15 protein-coding genes are annotated in these 16048 nt (G+C 71.7%); 13 read left to right on the top strand and 2 right to left on the bottom strand.

The annotated features are described in order from the left end of the window. Positions 1-505: 505 nt before the first annotated feature. The 4 genes from ACFY4B_RS40480 to ACFY4B_RS40465 all read left to right on the top strand — a co-directional run bounded on the left by ACFY4B_RS40480 (position 506) and on the right by ACFY4B_RS40465 (position 5041). Positions 506-1042 carry a plasmid mobilization protein gene (locus ACFY4B_RS40480; RefSeq protein ID WP_387976470.1) on the top strand — a complete coding sequence of 179 codons (537 nt, stop codon included), beginning with the start codon at positions 506-508 and terminating at the stop codon, positions 1040-1042. Beyond that, complete coding sequence (locus tag ACFY4B_RS40475; protein WP_387976467.1) at positions 1039-2802, top strand: relaxase/mobilization nuclease domain-containing protein; 1764 nt, start codon at positions 1039-1041, stop codon at positions 2800-2802. The genes ACFY4B_RS40480 and ACFY4B_RS40475 overlap by 4 nt, the downstream gene beginning before the upstream one ends. Positions 2803-2876: 74 nt before the next feature. Continuing rightward, positions 2877-3809: a ParB N-terminal domain-containing protein gene (locus ACFY4B_RS40470; RefSeq protein ID WP_387976464.1), complete on the top strand. Its 933-nt coding sequence runs from the start codon at positions 2877-2879 to the stop codon at positions 3807-3809. A gap of 275 nt (positions 3810-4084) precedes the next feature. Next, positions 4085-5041 carry a hypothetical protein gene (locus ACFY4B_RS40465; RefSeq protein WP_387976461.1) on the top strand — a complete coding sequence of 319 codons (957 nt, stop codon included), beginning with the start codon at positions 4085-4087 and terminating at the stop codon, positions 5039-5041. A gap of 31 nt (positions 5042-5072) precedes the next feature. Here the strand turns inward: ACFY4B_RS40465 and ACFY4B_RS40460 are convergent, their stop codons facing one another. Then, entirely contained in the window at positions 5073-6419 is a 1347-nt protein-coding gene (locus tag ACFY4B_RS40460; RefSeq protein WP_387976458.1) for a transcriptional regulator, read from the bottom strand. Positions 6420-6577: 158 nt separating this feature from the next. On the opposite strand from ACFY4B_RS40460, the gene ACFY4B_RS40455 reads away from it, so the two are divergent. The 8 genes from ACFY4B_RS40455 (at position 6578) to ACFY4B_RS40420 (ending at position 14022) form a co-directional block, all read left to right on the top strand. Continuing rightward, positions 6578-6784 (top strand): hypothetical protein, encoded by a 207-nt coding sequence (locus tag ACFY4B_RS40455; protein ID WP_387976455.1) that lies wholly within the window; start codon positions 6578-6580, stop codon positions 6782-6784. A gap of 93 nt (positions 6785-6877) precedes the next feature. Further along, a complete protein-coding gene (locus ACFY4B_RS40450) occupies positions 6878-7870 on the top strand; it encodes a UDP-glucuronic acid decarboxylase family protein (protein WP_387976500.1) in 993 nt (330 codons plus the stop codon). Beyond that, complete coding sequence (locus tag ACFY4B_RS40445) at positions 7870-8748, top strand: glycosyltransferase family 8 protein (protein ID WP_387976453.1); 879 nt, start codon at positions 7870-7872, stop codon at positions 8746-8748. The genes ACFY4B_RS40450 and ACFY4B_RS40445 overlap by 1 nt, the downstream gene beginning before the upstream one ends. After that, on the top strand, positions 8745-10250 hold the full coding sequence (locus tag ACFY4B_RS40440) for a glycosyltransferase family 2 protein (RefSeq protein ID WP_387976450.1): 1506 nt from the start codon (positions 8745-8747) through the stop codon (positions 10248-10250). The genes ACFY4B_RS40445 and ACFY4B_RS40440 overlap by 4 nt, the downstream gene beginning before the upstream one ends. Continuing rightward, entirely contained in the window at positions 10247-10864 is a 618-nt protein-coding gene (locus ACFY4B_RS40435) for an AAA family ATPase (protein ID WP_387976448.1), read from the top strand. The genes ACFY4B_RS40440 and ACFY4B_RS40435 overlap by 4 nt, the downstream gene beginning before the upstream one ends. After that, positions 10861-11829 carry a Gfo/Idh/MocA family protein gene (locus ACFY4B_RS40430; protein ID WP_387976445.1) on the top strand — a complete coding sequence of 323 codons (969 nt, stop codon included), beginning with the start codon at positions 10861-10863 and terminating at the stop codon, positions 11827-11829. The genes ACFY4B_RS40435 and ACFY4B_RS40430 overlap by 4 nt, the downstream gene beginning before the upstream one ends. Then, a complete protein-coding gene (locus ACFY4B_RS40425) occupies positions 11816-12784 on the top strand; it encodes a phosphotransferase family protein (RefSeq protein ID WP_387976442.1) in 969 nt (322 codons plus the stop codon). Before ACFY4B_RS40430 ends, ACFY4B_RS40425 begins: the two co-directional genes overlap by 14 nt. Before the next feature lie 29 nt (positions 12785-12813). Next, positions 12814-14022, top strand: a complete 1209-nt coding sequence (locus ACFY4B_RS40420; protein WP_387976439.1) for a DegT/DnrJ/EryC1/StrS family aminotransferase — start codon at positions 12814-12816, stop codon at positions 14020-14022. Here the strand turns inward: ACFY4B_RS40420 and ACFY4B_RS40415 are convergent. Next, positions 14012-15073: a phosphotransferase gene (locus ACFY4B_RS40415; protein WP_387976436.1), complete on the bottom strand. Its 1062-nt coding sequence runs from the start codon at positions 15071-15073 to the stop codon at positions 14012-14014. The two genes, ACFY4B_RS40420 and ACFY4B_RS40415, sit on opposite strands and share 11 nt — an antisense overlap. 331 nt (positions 15074-15404) lie before the next feature. On the opposite strand from ACFY4B_RS40415, the gene ACFY4B_RS40410 reads away from it, so the two are divergent. Further along, positions 15405-15989 carry a hypothetical protein gene (locus ACFY4B_RS40410; protein ID WP_387976433.1) on the top strand — a complete coding sequence of 195 codons (585 nt, stop codon included), beginning with the start codon at positions 15405-15407 and terminating at the stop codon, positions 15987-15989. The last annotated feature ends 59 nt before the right edge of the window (positions 15990-16048 follow it).

Here is a 16048-nt window from a genome sequence, read left to right as displayed (position 1 = left end):
CACAGCGACCTTCTCCACCCCCCCCCCCCGGGCCCCCGCCCGCCCCCGCCCCGCCCCCCCCCGCCCCCCCCCCCCCCCGCCGGCGGCCCCCCCCCCCCCGGGGCGGGCGCCCCGCCCCGACTTCTGCCGATGCGCAGAAGTCCTCCGCTCACCGGTCCCGCCTGCGGTCGATGACTGACCCTGGCGGGACCGGCAGCTCTCGTCCCGTCGACCGCGTGGTTCCCGACGCCGCGCGACCGCCGACCCGTACCAGCGATGTCCGGCACCGCCAAGCCGGACGCCGCGCGGACACTGCCTCCGCGCTCGCAAACCCGTACCTGAGGAGCATCCTCTGACCGACATCCGACCCGCAGCGTGCCAGTACCCGGCTGGTGCCATAACCTCTAACAGCCCCAACGGAGTTGACCACCCCCACGCCAACGGCGGAGCAAGCGAGTGCATCCGGACCCCTGATCGGGGCCCGGATGCGAACGCCCCCGCCCAGGAGGGCGGGGGCGAGGCGGTGTTGCCGAGCGCGAGGGCGCGCCCGGCAACACCGCAGGAGTACCGCGAGGGCGCGGCACTCCAGGAGAAACCCACCGCCGCCGGCGCTGCCGCCGTCCACCCTGCTGATCGTGCCGACGCGCGCCGCAAGCCCAAGCGCCGCCGCCGTGACGACGAGAACCCGAAGCACACCAAGCTCTCGTTCCGCGTCAGCCCCGCAGCGAAGACCGAGATCGAGAACCGGGCGAAGGCCGCAGGACTGACCGTCGCGCACTACCTGTTCCGCAAGGCCTTCTCCGAAGACGGCGCCGGCCTCGGCGGACGGGACGCGAGCCTGGACGCGGCCGTCGACGAACTCAGGGCGACCCGCCGCCAGCAGGCCGGCGCGATGAACAACCTCAACCAGCTCACCCACATCTACCACTCGGGCGCCAGCGTGCAACCTGCCGCGGTTCAGGACGCCGCCACCGCCGTCCGCGACGCCTTCGAGGCGGGGCTACGGGCCATTGCCGCAGCCGACTCCGCCGCGATGCGGCTGGCGAAGGCGAAGCACGGTTGATCAGCAAGGCCGTCCACGGCAACAACACCCTCGGCGCGCTCCGCTACCTGTTCGGGCCCGGCAAGGCGAACGAGCACACCGACCCCCACATCGTCGCCTCCTGGGACGGCTTCGTCCCTGACCCCGGCCGCGACCCGGCAGCCACCCTCGAACAGCTCCGGGACGCCCTCGACCTCCACGTCGTCCAGTACGGAAGGAAGATCAACAACCACGTCTACCACCGCATGATCCGCGCCGACCCCGGCGACCGCATCCTCGGAGACGACGACTGGGCGGCCATCGCCCGCCGGGTGATGTCCGCCGCCGGCATCGCCCCGGACGGCGACGAGGACGCCTGCCGCTGGGTCGCCGTGCGCCACGCCGACGACCACGTCCACATCCTCGCCACCGTCGTGCGGGCCGACCTCAAGCAGGCCCGCCTGCGCGGTGACCAGTACCGCGTCGAGGCCGAACTCACCAGGATCGAGCGCGAGTACAAGCTCGCCGACCTTTCCGACACCCGCACCCGCGAGTACCGGGATGCGATCCCCAGGCGCGCCAAGGGCTCCGAACTGCGCAAGGCCCAGCGCCTCGGCCGGGAAGGCACCGACCGCGACCGCCTGCGTGCCGCCGTCCGCCAGGCCCTGGCCGGGGCCGCGGACGAGGACGAGTTCACCGCCCGGCTCGCCGCGAAGGGTGTGCTCCTCGGGGTGCGCCGCGCGCCGTCCGGCGACGTGACCGGCTACAAGTTCGCGCTCTCCAACGGCGACGAGGGCGGCCCGGTCTGGTTCTCCGGCAGCAAGCTCGCCGCCGACCTCACCCAGCCCCAGATCCAAGCGCGCTTCTGCCTCGGCATCGACCGGCCTGCCCACCCCACACCCGATCCACGCGATCGGCCCGCCGCCGGCCGCCACCGCGCCAGCACCACCGTCGAACGCGCCTACCCGGCGTTCGACGACGACCAGGACGCCGCCCGCGCGGAGGCGGTGATCCGCGGCGGCCTCGAAGTCCTCGACGCGCTCGCCACCACCAGCCCGACCCTCAGCAGGAAGGAGATCCACCAGGCCGCACGGGCCCTGGAGTACACCCGCATCGCTCACACCCGCGCCGCCGGCGCCGACCTGCGCGCGATGCGCTCCGCCGCCCGCGAACTCCTCTACGCCGGACCCACCACCAGCCGCGGCGAGGACGGCACGGCCGCCGCCACGATCCTGACCAGCCTCGTGCTGCTCGCGATCGTGATCGCCAAGTGGCACGCCGCCCAAGGGCACCGGCACCAGGCCGAAGCTGCCCGCACGGCGGCGGGACACCTGCGCGCTGCCTACTCCCGGCACGCCGCCAAGCCGCTCGCCCACCTCGACCTCGAAGGCCGGCACTTGCCCGGTGCCGTTCGGGACCGGCAGGAAGCGGCCCTCCGCCGCGTCCTGCCCGCCGACCAGGCCGCCCGCCTGCTCACCGAGGACGGCTGGGCCGCGCTCGCTGCCACCCTCGCCGAAGCCGAAGCAGCAGGCCACGACCCCACCACCCTGCTCACCCAGGCCGCCGGACGGCGCGAACTCGCCACCGCCGACTTACCCGCCGCGGTCCTCACCTGGCGCATCCGCCGCGACGCACGCCTTCCCGCACCCGCGCCGACCGTGACCCAGGAGGAACTGCGCACCGCCGCGGCCCGCTCCAGGAGCACCACCGGCCGCCCCACCGCTCCTGCGGTGACGGTGACCGTGCAGCCGCCCGGGCCGTCGGCGCCGCCCGCCCCTGGTACGGGACGCCCCAGGCGGTAACCGCCCGGCTCATGCCGGGCCCTTGACTGTCGCCGCACCGGCCAACCCGCACCTCTACCCCTTCAAGGAGTCATGTGAAGGTCCACCCCCTCACCGCCACGTTCCCGACCATGAGCGAGGACGAACTGCTCGACCTCGCCCAGGGCATCAAGGAGGACGGCCAGTACGAGCCGATCCTGCTCGACGCCGACGGCGTCCTGCTGGACGGCCGCAACCGCCTCGCCGCCTGCAACCTCGCCGGCGTCGCCCCCCGCTTCACCACCTACAAGGGCGATGCCCCCGCCGGCGACGCGGCCTGGTCGCTCAACGCCCGACGCCGCAACCTCACCCAGGGCCAGCGCGCCATGATCATCGCCATGGAGCGTTCAGTTTCGAAATCTTCCGCGCGAGCCGACGCCGCCACCTACGGCATCAGCCCCGCCCGTATATCCCTCGCCGCCACGGTGATCAAGTACGCCCCAAGCCTCGTCCGCCCGGTGATCACCGGGGCGATGGGCCTGGACGCCGCCTACGAGCAGGCCCGCAAGAACAAGGCCGACGCCAAGGCCAAGCAGGCCCAGTACGACCTTCTCCGCGACCAGGCCCCCGACCTCGCCACACGCGTCACCGAGGGCGACCTCGACCTGCCCGCGGCGCTCACCGAACTCGAGCGCCGCCAGGAGGAGGAACGGCTGCGCGCGCGGGTCGAGCAGGCCGACGCCCTCCGCGCCGCCGACGGCGACACCCAGCCGGCCTTCGCCCAGCTGGTCGACGACGGCGTCATCGACTGGCCCGAGGCCGCCCAGCGGGCCGACCACTTCCACACCCAGCGCCAGGAAGCCGTCCAGCACTCCCAGCAGGCACTCCACCTGATCGCCGACCACTGGGCCACCATCCGCAACCTCGCCCTCCGGCCCGACAGCGCTTTCACCCGCGAGGTCCTCGACGGCCTGGTGCCCGAGGCACAGGCTCTCGCCGAGCACCTCCTCACCCGTGAAGCTGGTACGTCGCTCACCGGTCGAAACTGACCCGCTGCCGACGCGCGGGGCATCCCGAGAAGGACCAGGTAACCACCAGGCAGCCGCGAAGCTGACCGGCGGCTGGCGTGCCTCCCCCACCAGAGAAGGGAGTTTCGGGGAGTCAACTTCCCTGCTGCCATTGGTCGCAGAGTGTGATCGTGATCGCTCGCGATCCTTCGCTCTTCCGGCCGTACGTGTGCTACGTTCCGTAGTCCAATCGAAAATAGGCGACCCCGGCAGCGCGCCAACGCTCCGGGGTCCGGCAACAGGAGCTTCCACTCCCGATGCGTGTCCATCGTAGCGCCCACGTGCGCAACTTCACCGTGCTGCCCAACGCTGTCCTGCAGTATCGGCGGCTGTCCTACACCGCTCGCGGCCTACTCGCGGACCTCCTCTCCCGCCCTGACGGCTGGCGCGAGGACGGCCGGCACATGGCCGACACCAGTCCCCAGGGCCGAGGTGCGATCCGCAAGGCCCTGAAGGAGTTGACCGACGCCGGCTTCTACCGGGTCGAGAAGATCCGCATGCCGGACGGCACGATCATCACCGAGACCCATGTCTACGACACCCCGCAGCTGGCGGAGCCGGGTGTCACCCGTCCGGTCTCCGGTGAAGCGACCACCGGCGGTGCTGACGCCCTTGTAAAGGACCTGGTGAAAGAAACCCCCCTCCCTGCCCAGCAGGCTGGCGAGCCCGTCCTCGCCGCCGAGCCGCAGGAGAGGACGGGAGGGCGGGAGGAAGACCAAGCGGAGACCGACGAGCAGTCCGAGGTGGTGCCGGACGAGCGGGTCCGCGAGGCGGTCGCCACGTTGTTCCGGGTGATCCGCCCCGAGCCGCGCCTGCGGCTCGGCCAGGCCGAAGCCGAGGAACTCGCACCCCTGGTCGGGCAGTGGCTGGAGCGCGGCGCGACCCAGGCTGACCTCGCCCAGGCCCTGCTGCCGGGCCTTCCTGCCCCGATGCACTCTGCGGTCGCGGTGCTCCGCTACCGCCTGGAGCGCAAGATGCCGCCCGTCCAGGCCGCCGTACGGCCCGCAGCGGCCCGGTACGCCGAGTGCGTCAAGTGCCACGACCCGGTGCCCCAGCCGGGCATCTGCCGGGCGTGCGCGGGCCTTGGCGCGCGAACGGTTGCCGTCCGTGGGGGCGAGGCGGTCACCCGCAGTGGGGCGGCCCGCGCCAGGGACGCCCTGCGCGCCGCCAAGACCGCCGGCCTGCACCTGGGCAGCCTGGCGGCAGCCCAGTAGTGCGGCACCAGCGTCACCGAGTCGGCAACGGTCAGGCTGCCATGGCCGGCAGCGCGCGCAGGCGCTCGCGGAATTCGGCGACGGCGGGTTCGGCCGCGTACGGCTTGAGGTAGCCGTCGAACTTGGTGAGGCGGCTGACGGCGCGGACGGAGTGAACCTTGGTTTCGAGGAGGCCGAGGCCGCGGTTGGCGGCGTCGAGGGCGCCGTCGAGGTCCTTGCCGGCGAGGCGGGCGGTGGCGAGGCGGCCGGAGCGGACGGCCTGGTCGCGGGGGACAGCGTGGTCGATGGAGGAGGCGAGGGCGCTGGTGGCGCGTTCGACCTGGCCGGCGCGGAGCATGATCTTGCCCTCGGTGGAGCTGAGCTGGGCGTCGCCGTACCAGGAGAGCCAGCTGGGGAGTTGATCGCCGCCGTTCCTGGACCAGAGGTCGTGGGCGCGGTTGAGGGCGGAGCCGGCCTTCTGGTGCTGGCCGTCGCGGGACAGGCTCTCGGCGTGGTGGAGTTCGAGGTAGCTGCGGACGCCGGGCTGCATCGTCGCGGGGGTGTTGGCGAGCGCGGTCTCGACCTGGGCGACGCGCTCGGCGGGGTTGCCGGCGTCGGAGAGGTGGACGCCCATCTCGGCGAGCAGGAAGGCGCCGAGGGCGTCGTCACCGACGGTCTTGGCGGCACGCAGGGCACCGAGGTAGTACTGCTGACCGGCTGAGCGCAGGCCGCTGTCGTAGGCCATCCAGCCGGCGATGTAGTTGACCTGGGCGGCCAGCCCGTACAGGCGGGCTTCGACGGCTTCGGTGTGGCGGCCCTGCTTGAGCAGGGTGGTGATGATCGCCAGGTCGCCGCGGGCCTGCTCGATGAGTCGGGCGCCGCCCATCTGGGCGTCCAGGGTCTGGAGGGTGGCGACGCGGGCTTCGAGGGTGTCGACCATGGAGTCGGTCACCTTGTCGCCGTTCAGGGCAGAGACGAAAGCGGGCGATGCGGATGCCCAACTCGCGGCGACGGTGGCCATGGCGGCCCCGGTGATGGTGAGAAAGCCCCGCCGATCCATACGACCACTCCTGACCAGTTCCACCAGTACGTCCACGGTACCGGCCTTCGTCCACGGCGCCGTGACGCCGGTCACCTCCCAGACAGGAAGCCATCCCGGCCACGGATTGGCAACCAGAGTACGGGGATTGACGCCCAGGAGATCGGCCAGAACGTACTGGGCGTCCGGCTCCGGTTCCTGGCCCTGCTCCCACTTCCAGACCAACGTCCGGTTGGTCGCCAGGTGGATCTTCAGAGCGGCGCCGCGGTCGCGCATCATGCCCGCGAACTGGTTCTTTCCCCACCCGCGCGACTGCAGCAGGTAGGTGAGCGGGTGGACTGCCAGCGTGCCTTCGACCATCTCAACCCCCGGCTTTTCAGGCCCTGTTGGTGAGCGTACTGCTACCCATCGCGACCGGGGCGCTCTCGGAGAGAAACCCCCTGGAAACGTTCCGCGACGCTCCGCCCTGCCGTGACGCTGGACCGGCCGTCGTCCGAGGAGAGCGGAGGGAAGGGCCCATGGACAGAGCCGCGAGCGCACAGCGAGGCCGCCATCGAGGCGCGCACCGCGACCCGCTGGGAGTCACGTTCACCCTGCTGTGGGGACTCGGCCACATCACGACGCTCGTGCTGCTCGGGACCGTCGCCCAGCACCAGCTCGGCGCCGATCACCAGTTCGCGGCGCCGCCGGCACGCGCCGTCCCGGATCGGGAGCCGACCGCCTGAGGAGCCACGGCTCCGTGCTCAGCCCGCCATCCGCCCACGAGTTGGAGGAGAAGCACCGTGTCTCACCCGCAAGAACTACCGCCGGCCACGGCAGTGACCAGCGCCTTCGCCCGTTGCACCGCCGTCGTCACCGGGGCCGCCGGGTTCATCGGCTCGCACCTGTGCGAGCGCCTGCTCGACCTGGGGGCAGAGGTGATCGGCGTCGACAACCTGCTGACCGGCCGCCTCGACAACCTGTCGGGCCTGCGCTCGGCCGGGCGGTTCAGCTTCCAGACCGACGACGTGAGCAGGCCGTTCGCCGTGGCCGGGCCGGTGGACTTCGTCTTCCACCTGGCCTCGCCCGCGTCGCCGATCGACTACGCCCGCCACCCGCTGGCCACCCTGAAGGTTGGGGCGATGGGCACGCTCAACGTCTTGGAGCTGGCCGAGGCCAAGCACGCTCGGTTCCTACTTGCGTCGACGTCCGAGGTGTACGGCGACCCGCTCGTGCACCCGCAGCCGGAGCGGTACTGGGGCAACGTGAACCCGGTCGGGCCCCGCAGTGTGTACGACGAGGCCAAGCGGTACGCCGAGGCCCTGACCTCGTGCTTCCAGCGCTCCGGCAACACCCGCACCCGGATCGTGCGGATCTTCAACACCTACGGGCCCAGGATGCGCGCCGACGACGGCCGCGCGGTGCCCGCCTTCATCCAGCAGGCACTGACGGGCGAGCCGATCACTGTGGCCGGCGACGGTAGTCAGACCCGCTCCCTGTGCTTCGTGGCCGACACCGTCGAGGGCCTGCTCGCCGCTGCCGCGGCGGAGCACGCCGACCCGGTGAACCTGGGAAACCCGCACGAGATCACCATGCTCCAGCTCGCCGAGGAGATCCGGGCGATGGCCGGCTCCTCGTCCGCGATCACCTTCGTGTCGCTGCCCGCCGACGACCCGAAGCGCCGCTGCCCCGACATCGCCTCTGCCCGCGCCAACCTCGGCTGGGAGCCCACCACCCACCTGCGCGACGGCCTGCGCCGGACCCTCGACTGGGCCGAGCAGCACTTCCCCCGCCAGGCCGCCATCGCCACCACCACCGGAAGGAGCGCCTAGTGAACACCACTTCCCACCCGCTGCCCGCGCTCGTCTGCGGGGTCGACGACGGATACGCCCGCCCGCTTCGGACACTGATGCACTCGATCGCCGCCGCCCATCCGGGCGCCGTCGACGAGCTCCGCCTGATCGTCCTCGACCAACAGATCAGCGGCGCCAACCGGCAGGCGATCCTGCGGGACGCCGACCGCACGGGCCTGCGGACCGAGCTACGGCCGGCGCCCATGACCGACCCGCGCTACCCGGTCTCCGACTGGGTGAGCGGCGCGGTGTACGTGCGCCTGGCCATCCCGGAGGTCATCCCCGACGAGCGCCGGGTGCTCTACCTGGACGCCGACACCCTGGTGCTCGGGGACCTGCGTCCGCTGCTGCGACACTCCCTCGACGGGCGCCCGATCGGCGCGGTGCGCGACCCGCAGAACCCGGTCATCGGCCGGGGCATCCAGCTGCCGGGCTGGGAGAAGCTCGGCGTCCCGTACGGCCGGGACTACTTCAACAGCGGCGTCATGTTCATCGACCTCGACCGCTGCCGGCGGCTCGGCGTCTTCGACCGGTCGCGGCAGTTCCTGTCCGAGCACCCGGACAAGGTCCGGTTCTGGGACCAGGACGCCCTGAACTGGGCCGTCGACGACAACTGGCACCGGTTGGAGCGGCGTTGGAACACCTTCGCCATGTCGCCGCAGGCCGCCCAGCCCGGGTTCGTCCACTACGCCGAGGCCGACAGCCCGCTCGCCCGGCTCCTGGAAGACGAGGCGACTGCCGCCCTGGTGCACTTCGCCGGTCCCGACAAGCCCTGGCAGGACGGCTACCCGGCCGGACAGCTCCGGGACACCTACCGGCTGTTCCACGACTACGTAGGCTCGGGAGGCGCCGAATGAACGGCCGGAAGCCGTTCTGGCGGCGGCCGTCCTGGTGGGTCGCCGCCGCCGTGGCCGCGCGCAATGTGAACGGGCTGCGGCAGGTCCGCCAGACGCTGGCCCGGGTCGACCAGCCCACTCCGTCCTTGGCGGCGGAGCCGATGCTGCTGCATGTCGTCATCCCGGTGCTCCGCGAGCAGCAGCACATCGTCGGCGCCCTCGCGTGGTTCGTGCCGCTTGTGCGCGACTTCCCGGGTTCGACGCTGACCCTGGTGTCCACGGCGCGCGAGGAGCGCGAACGCGCGCACCTCGTCGGCCGGCTCGCCGGGGCGACGGCGGTCGACCTCACGGTGCAGCGCTTCCCACAGCTGACCGGTGAGGAGTTGACCGCCCTCGCCGAAACCCTGGCCAAGACCGGCGAGCGTGTGCTCACCCTGGCGGCGGCCGCCGAGACCCTGTCGGCCTTCCCCACGACGGTGGACGTCATCGCGAGCGAGATCGCGAACCTCCGGGACCTGGTGGTAGGGCACGTCCACTACGAGGGTGACGGACGGAAGGCGGCGCAGGTGAACGCCGCCGTCGAACAGCTCGCGGCCGACTCCGCCGAGGAGTACGTCGCCGTCTACGACGTGGACTCCCGCCCCAGCCTGGAGCTGCTGCGACGAACCGCCGAGTTCCTGGCCCGCTACCGGGCTGAGCATGGCGAACTGCCTCGCGTCGTCCAGCAGTCCGCCCGCTTCGCCACCCAGGGTGCCAGCGGCACCTGGTGGGAGCGGCGCCTGTGTCGAGGTGCCGCCCGAGCGCAGACGTTGTGGACCCTCCGCCGCGAGATTCCCAACCTCCGCCGGTACACCGACTCCGTCCGCCGCTGGAAGCCCAGGGGACTCGCCCAGACCGTCGGCCATGGCCTGCTCGTCCGCGCCGACGCCTTCCGGCAGGTCGGCGGGCTGCCCACCTTCACCGTCCTCGACGACGTCGCCTTCGGCTACCGGCTCACCCTGGACGGCATCCCCGTAGACAGCCTCCCCTTCACCACCACCGTGCCGGCGGCGGAGTACCTGCCCGAGCTGCTGTCCCAGAGCGAGCGCTGGTTCCAGAGCTACCTCGACTACCCGCAGTGCGCCGCCCGCTGGCACGCCCAGGGCCACGGCAGCCACTTCGACCACGCAGCGGCGCTCGCCATCGGCACCTACCGGGGCATGGCCTGGCTGCTGGTCTCGCCCGCTATGGCCGCCTGCCTGGCCCTCGCGCTCGGCCCGCGCACGCGCCCGCCGGCCCGGGCAGCGGCCACGGTCGCGCTCTGGGCGGCCACCGTCGCACCGGTCCGCCGGCTCGCCAGGGCCGAAGGCCGCCCGCTGACCGTACGGGAGACCGCCGTACAGAGCGCGGAGACGCTGGCCGGACTGCTGCTCAAGAGCATCGGCCCGTTGACCGCCCTCGGCCGCTGGGCCGTCACCGGCACCAGGCATTCGGCGCTCGCCCCCAAGAGCAACCGCCGCACCAAGGACAGGGAGACACCGTGATCCTCGGCATCGAGGGCGTGAGCTGCGTCGGCAAGACCACGTTGGCCGCCATGCTCGCCCCTCACCTCAACCAGCCCGCCGTCATCCCCTGTTACTTCCACGCCAGCCCGGACCCCGCCCGGCTGCCGGCCCCAGAGCCCTTCACCGCAGAGCACCAACTCGCCAACATCGCCCAGTTCCTCGGAGTCGAGGACCTCCGGCTCGCCCGAGCCCGACAGGCCCTCGCCGAGGGCCAGGACGTGATCCTCGACCGCACCGTGGACACCCTTCTCGCCCACGCCCACGCCGTTGGCCGGATGAACGGCTTCGACTGCGACGACCAGGCCCAACACGCCGTCATCAGCAGGGCCGTGGCGATGCCCGACCTGACGGTCGTCCTCACCGCCGACCCGGACGTGCTCGCCCGCCGAGCCCGCCTGCGCAAGGGCATGCCGACGATCTTCTACGACCGCCACTTCAGCGAGCACTTCAACGCCTACTTCGACCACCCGCTTGCCCCCGCCGTGGTCCGGCTCGACACCACCACCGGGTCGCCCGAGGAGCTCGCCGAACGCGCCCTCGACCACCTCCGCCGCCGCCAGGCCGGCGAGCACCCGCTGCGGGAGGCATCGTGAAGGCCGCGCTGATCGGCTGCGGCGCCATCGCCAGCCGCTGGGTCCGCTCCTTGCTCGCGGACGGCCGCATCGAGATCGCGGCCCTCGTCGATCCCGACCAGCAGTCGGCAGGGGTTCTCTCGGACCGGTACGAGCTGAGCCCGGCGTTCGCCACGACGCTCGACGAGGCGCTCGCACTGACCCCGGTCGACATCGTCGTCAACCTCACCCCGCCCGACCACCACTACCGCGTCAGCCGCGAAGCCCTTGCCCACGGCCTCCACGTCCTGACCGAGAAGCCCCTGGCCCTGAACCTGCCCGACGCCCTCGACCTCGTCCACCTCGCCCGCGAGCGCGGCCTGCTGCTGGCCGTCATGCAGAACCGAGGCACCGACCCCGGCTTCCTCGCCTTCCGCGACACGGTCCGCGTCGGTGGCCGGCCGCCCTTCGTCGTCGCCGCTGACTCCCTGGTCACCCTCCCCGGCCCGGGCTTCCGCAGCAGCCAGCACCTGCCCGTCACCACCGACCTCGCGGTCCACGCCTTCGACCAGGTCCGCGCCCTGATCACCGCACCGCCGACCGAGGTCACCTGCTCCGAGACGCCGACCGGCTTCCTGGCACCGCACAGCTCGATCGCCACGATCACCGTGCGGTTCGCCGACGGCTCCCTGTTCACCTACCGGGGTGGGTACATCGTGGACCCGCTCCTGCGGACCGACGCCAACGGCGACTGGCGTGTGGAGGCCCACGGCTTCGCCGCCCGCTGGGCTCCCGACCCCGCCATCAGGCACAAGACGGCCGAGGCCGGGCCGCCGGCCTACCAGCGCTGCATCACCGCCATGGTGGACGCCCTCCACCAGCCCGGCACCGCACCCGTCCCCGCGGTCGGCAACCTCGGATCCGTCGCCCTGCTGGACGCCGCCCTCCAGTCCGCCACCATCCGCCGCCCCGTCCCGGTGCCGGAGGTGCCCGATGTCCGCCCCTGACGCCGTGATCAACCGCCCGCACCCGCTGCTGCTCGACGCGCTCGCCGAAGCGGGCTTCGACGCCACCGGCGCGCGCTTCACAGCTCTGCGGTCCGGAACGGACAGCCTCCCCTTCGCCGCCATCACCCGCGACGGCGACGAACTGGTCGTCAAGGCCCGCCGTGCGGGCAGCCGCTCGCGCTACCCGACCGCCGCCTGGGCCTCGGCCCGGATGCGCGAAGCAGGCATCCCCGCCGCCCGCGTCCTCTGGTACAGCAGAGAGGCCTGCGTCGAAACCCGCTGCCCGGGCCGCCCGATCGATGCAGAACCGCCACAGCCACAGGACGTGGATGCCGCCGTCCGGGCCGGCGAGGTCCTTCGCCGCCTGCACACCGTCGGGGTCAGCAGCTTCGGCCAGCTCGATGGGCACGGCATCGGCCAACACTCCACCGTCCAGGGCTGGTTCCTCGCCCTACCCGCCCGCCACGTCCCCAACCTGGTCGGCCTCGACCTGCCCGGACTGCTGAACCGCGCCCGCCTGATCCTCGAAGCCGGAGCCGACCGCCTCCCCGCAGCGGCACCCAAGCTCCTCCACGGAGACTGGGTCGGCCGCCACCTCTTCACCGATGGCCACCGCATCACCGGAGTCGTCGACCTGGAGAGCGCCCGCGGCGGCGACCCGCTGGCCGAACTCGCCGGCTGGTCCCTGCGCGAACCGGCCCCGATGACCGAGGCCCTCTTCGCCGGCTACTTCGCCGGACCGTTCCCCGCCGAGAGCCTGCTGTCGCTCGTCCTGTTCCGCCTGCGCATCGCGGTCTCGCTCCTGCACTTCCATGCCGCCTGCGACGACCACGGCATGGTCCGGCTCCGAGCCGCCCAGATCCAGGCCGACCTCGAAGACCTCGACCACGGCCACCTCACCGCCATCCCCCGCATCGCCCCAGACCAGCACTCCTCCGGACGCCGCCGCCCGTAGGCAGCCCCGCCCCCGACTGGAAGGACGCCATGAACGACCCCAAGGTCACCCTCCCGTTTCCCCGCGAGCCCAAGTACGGGCAGACCGAGAAGGACGCCGCCCTCAAGCTCCTCGACGACGGGCACCTCTCCGAGATCAACCGCGGCCCGGCCACCAATGCCCTCGAAGCCGCCTTCGCTCGCCTCACCGGCACCCGCCACGCGCTGTCGTTCAACTCCGGCACCGCCTCCCTGCACGCCGCGCTCCACGCGGTCGGTGCCAACCCCGAGGCCGGCGTCGCCGTCTCCCCGATGACCTGGATCTCCGGCATCACCGCGGTCTTCCAGGCCGGCAGCTACCCCGTCTTCTGCGACATCGAGTCGGACAGCCCCAACATCGCCGCCACCTCCGTCGCCCAGGCCGCCGACGAGTGCTCCGCCGTCCTCGCCACCCACACCTGGGGCATCCCCGCCCGCATGGACCAGCTCGCCGAGGCCACCGACCTGCCGATCGTCGAGGACTGCTCGCACGCCCATGGAGCCCTCTACCAGGGCAGGGCCGTCGGCTCGTGGGGCGCCGCCGGGTGCTTCAGTCTCCAGGAGTCCAAGTCCGTCTCCGGCGGCGAAGGCGGCGTTCTCACCACCTTCGACCGGGAGGTCTACGAGCGTGCCCTCACCCTCGGCCACCACCCCGCGCGGCTGGCCGACGAACTCACCCTCCCCGAACTGAAGCCGCTCGCCGCCACCGGGGCCGCCTACAAGTACCGGATGCCCGCCCTCTCCGCCGTCATCGCCCGCCAGCAACTCCGCTCCCTGCCCGACCGGATGCTCGCCGCCGAACAGAACCTGGCCACCCTCCGCCAGACCCTGGAGGAGTACGACGGGCCCGTCGCCTGGCCGGAGATCGGCGAACTTTCCGTCCGCGGCTGGTACGGCACCCCGCTGACGATCAACGTCCGCGTGCCCGACCCGAAGGCGCTCCACGAGAAGTGCCGGGCCGCTGGCATCCCCGTCCGCTCCCAGTACGAGGACTGGACCCAGACCCCGCTGCTGCAACGTCTCGACCTGGCCGCCCGCTACTGGCCCCACCTCTCCGACAGCCCCTACCAGCCGCCGAGCGGGGAAGCACTGCCGAACTACTACAAGGCCCTGCGCCAGATGATCGTCCTCAAGGTGCCGCAGATCCCCGCTCCGGACTACATGGAACAGGTGGCCGAGGCCCTCGCCACCGTCCTGTCCCGCACCGTGCTCACGGCATAGCCGCGAACGCCTCCTGCACGTCCGCACGCCGCTCCGTCCACCAGGCCAGGAAGCGCTCGGCGGGCAGGAACAGGTGGTCGCAGGAATGGTCGTCGCGGTCGTAGTGGAAGACCAGCTGCCAGTAGTCCGACATCCGCTTCCACCACAGCCGCTCCACCGCGTCCGCCAGCGCCGGCACCGGGATCGGCACGATCGACCGGTAGCCGGCCACGAACGCGGAAGTCCGCTCCAAGTCGAGGAAGCCGTCCTCACCGCCGAACTGCACCGTGGCGGTGCGGGCGACCTCCTCGCCGAACGGCCTAACCCGGATCCGGTCCCAGTCGATCACCCCGGCGATCCCGCCGTCCCGCCACAGCACGTTCCGGTGCTGCACGTCACCGTGCGTCCACCCCACCGGGCCGACCGCCACCTCGCTGGCAGGGCGCTCGTGCCCGTACTTCTCCAGCAGCGCCTTGCGCTCGGCCAACGCTACGGACGCCTCGACGTCGAACGCCGTCCGGCTCACCAGCCCCGCGATCAGGGCGAGGAAACGGTTTGCCTCCCGGTGAGCCTCGACGGACGTGGTCACCGAGACGGTCATCTGCTCCGGCCCTGGCGGCAGCAGGCCAGCCAGCCGCTCACCGTTCAAGCTCCGGTGGATCCGACCGAGCAGAACACCGAGGTCACCGGCCTGCCTGATCGACAGCGCCGTACCCGGCAGGTGGCTCCCCTCCATCCACGGAATCAGGCAGTACCCGCGGCCAGCGACCTCGACCACCGCTTCCCCGGCCGAGGAGAGCCGTGCCCTGCCCACCGGCAGGCCATCATCGGCCAGCGCCGACAGCACAGCAAGATTCCGACGCGCCACCGCCAACGGCACGTCCATGATCCGCTTCAACGCGAACGAGCCCTTGGCCGTATCCAGCCGCCAGTTCCCGTTCATCAAGCCGGCCGACAGGAAGCGGCACTCCCGAACCTCACCCAGCCCGAAAGCCTCGCCGAGAACCGCCAGGTCCTCTGCAATCTCGCTGTACCGAGCGTCGCTAGGAGCGTCGAAGGTCGCATCTGTCACCTCACGCAGGCTAGCGGAACACGGCTCCTGGCACCTGCAGTTTGAGCACAGGCAAGGGAGAGTGCGCGGTCTTGGCGGCGTAGGAACAGGTGCTTGCGGACGCAGTCCGCACGTTGGGACAACGCAGCAACCGGTTCGGTTCTCGACGATTCTCAGCAGCTGAGTGGAAGGTCTACTGCCACTTCTTGCGGGGAGGGGATCCTATGGGCAAGGACTCGGACGCGATCCGCGATGAGGGCAGCACACTCTGGGCCGAGGGCATCGTGTCAGTGAGCCCCCCAATATCCTTACTCCGACACCCGACGGGCCCGGAGAGGATCACTGAGCGACCATGCCCGAACAGGCGGTGGAGCCCAAGCCGTTCCTCGTGGGTGTCCAGGAGTTCGCTGCCCTGTACGGGGTGAAGCCGGACATGCCTGCGAAGTGGGTGCACCGCGGCGTGCTTGACTACTCCCAGGCAGTCGTCGTCTCCGGCTCTGCGTACTGGCCGCTGGGCTTTGCGTGTCGATTCGGGGAGACAACACCTCGTCCGAAACCCCTCGACCAGTCAGCGCTAGACCGGTTGAAGGAGGCGGAGGCCCCTGGACGGATGGTCTTCGACGCAGGGGAGGTTCCTCCGCTGGCAGGGCACGCGGAGATCATGGCTCTGTTCGGGCTGACGAAGCAGCCGATCGTCACCATGGCGACCCAGCGGGGTCGGCTTCCCGCCCCGGACTACAGCCTTTCCGGTTCACCGCTGTGGTTGCTGGAGCGCATCGTCGAAGCGGCACCGCGTTTGCGGGAGGGCGCCCGTCAGATCGACTGGGAGATCAATGAGGAGGTCCTCTCCGCATTGCGCGGGCGGCGGTGGGAGGGCTCGGTGATCAAGCCTAGAGGGATTCGAGCGTCACGCAGGGCTGAGCAAAATCGCCCCTGACACGCTCCGGATGTAGCCCCGCGTTCGGCCGCCACGGGGGCGATCGGCAACAGTGGGGC

The sequence above is a fragment of the Kitasatospora sp. NPDC001261 genome (assembly GCF_042896795.1).
Classification (GTDB): Bacteria; Actinomycetota; Actinomycetes; order Streptomycetales; family Streptomycetaceae; genus Kitasatospora.
Note: the sequence above shows the minus strand (reverse complement) of the source record. Positions and strands in the feature narration are given on the sequence as shown.